Source organism: Streptomyces sp. DSM 110735 (assembly GCF_016482685.1).
GTDB lineage: Bacteria > Actinomycetota > Actinomycetes > Streptomycetales > Streptomycetaceae > Streptomyces.
This window is the reverse complement of record NZ_JACYHF010000045.1, coordinates 1-1,289: the sequence shown is the minus strand read 5'-3', so window position 1 is coordinate 1,289 and position 1,289 is coordinate 1. Positions and strand designations below refer to the sequence as shown.

Below are 1,289 nucleotides of genomic sequence, written 5' to 3'. Positions count from 1 at the left end.
TTGCCGGTCCCGCCACCCTGGGTTCCACCCTGAGTGTTGCCGGTCCCGCCACCCTGGGTTCCACCCTGAGTGTTGCCGGTCCCGCCACCCTGGGTTCCACCCTGAGTGTTGCCAGTCCCGCCACCCTGGGTTCCACCCTGAGTGTTCCCGGTCCCGCCACCCTGCGTGCCGCCCTGAGTGTTGCCCGTGCCGCCACCCTGCGTGCCGCCCTGAGTGTTGCCCGTGCCGCCACCCTGCGTGCCGCCCTGGGTATTGCCGGTCCCGCCACCCTGGGTTCCACCCTGAGTGTTGCCCGTGCCGCCACCCTGGGTTCCACCCTGGGTATTGCCGGTCCCGCCACCCTGGGTCCCGCCCTGGGTGTTCCCAGTACCGCCACCCTGGGTCCCGCCCTGGGTGTTCCCAGTACCGCCACCCTGCGTGCCGCCCTGGGTATTACCCGTGCCACCGCCCTGGGTTCCACCCTGAGTGTTCCCGGTGCCGCCACCCTGCGTGCCGCCCTGAGTGTTGCCAGTTCCGCCACCCTGCGTGCCGCCCTGAGTGTTCCCGGTGCCGCCACCCTGAGTTCCACCCTGGGTGTTCCCAGTACCGCCACCCTGCGTGCCGCCCTGAGTGTTGCCCCGGCCGCCACCCTGGGTCCCGCCCTGGGTATTACCGGTGCCGCCGCCCTGGGTCCCACCCTGAGTGTTCCCAGTGCCGCCACCCTGGGTCCCGCCCTGGGTGTTTCCTCTGGCCCCACCCTGGGTTCCGCCCTGGGTATTGCCCCTGACCTTGCAGTTCTTCTGCTTCTGCTTGCACGGCTTCGGCTTCTCTGGCGACAGGTGGTGCGCCTGCGTCGTACCGGAAGGAGTCGATACCGGTGCCGCTGAGGCCGGGCCGCCGATGGTGATGATGCCTCCCACCATGGCCGCCGACGCTATCGCGGTCGCTATTTGCTGCCTCCGAGAGTGCCGCATGATTGATTCCCTCTCTTCCCTGTGGGGTCGTGTCGACTTCGGCGTCTGGTGATGCGACGCGCGGTGTTGTCGTTCCACCGCGGAATTGCTCTGCTGTCAGGTCACGGGCGTCGTGGGGACTACCGGCACGGTCGCGCCGCCCTGGGTCCCGCCCTGGGTGTTACCGGCACCGCCCTGGGTTCCACCCTGGGTGTTACCGGTCCCACCCTGGGTCCCGCCCTGGGTATTTCCGGTGCCGCCACCCTGGGTATTGCCAGTTCCGCCACCCTGAGTTCCACCCTGAGTGTTGCCAGTTCCGCCACCCTGAGTTCCACCCTGGGTATTTCCGGTCCCGCC

The 1,289-nt window shown here is 69.0% G+C and carries 1 pseudogene; it reads left to right on the top strand.

Annotation, left to right across the window (positions count from 1 at the left end):
- Nucleotides 1–866: pseudogene (locus tag IF655_RS30835) on the top strand (hypothetical protein); the annotation flags it as partial.
- Nucleotides 867–1,289 lie beyond the last annotated feature (423 nt).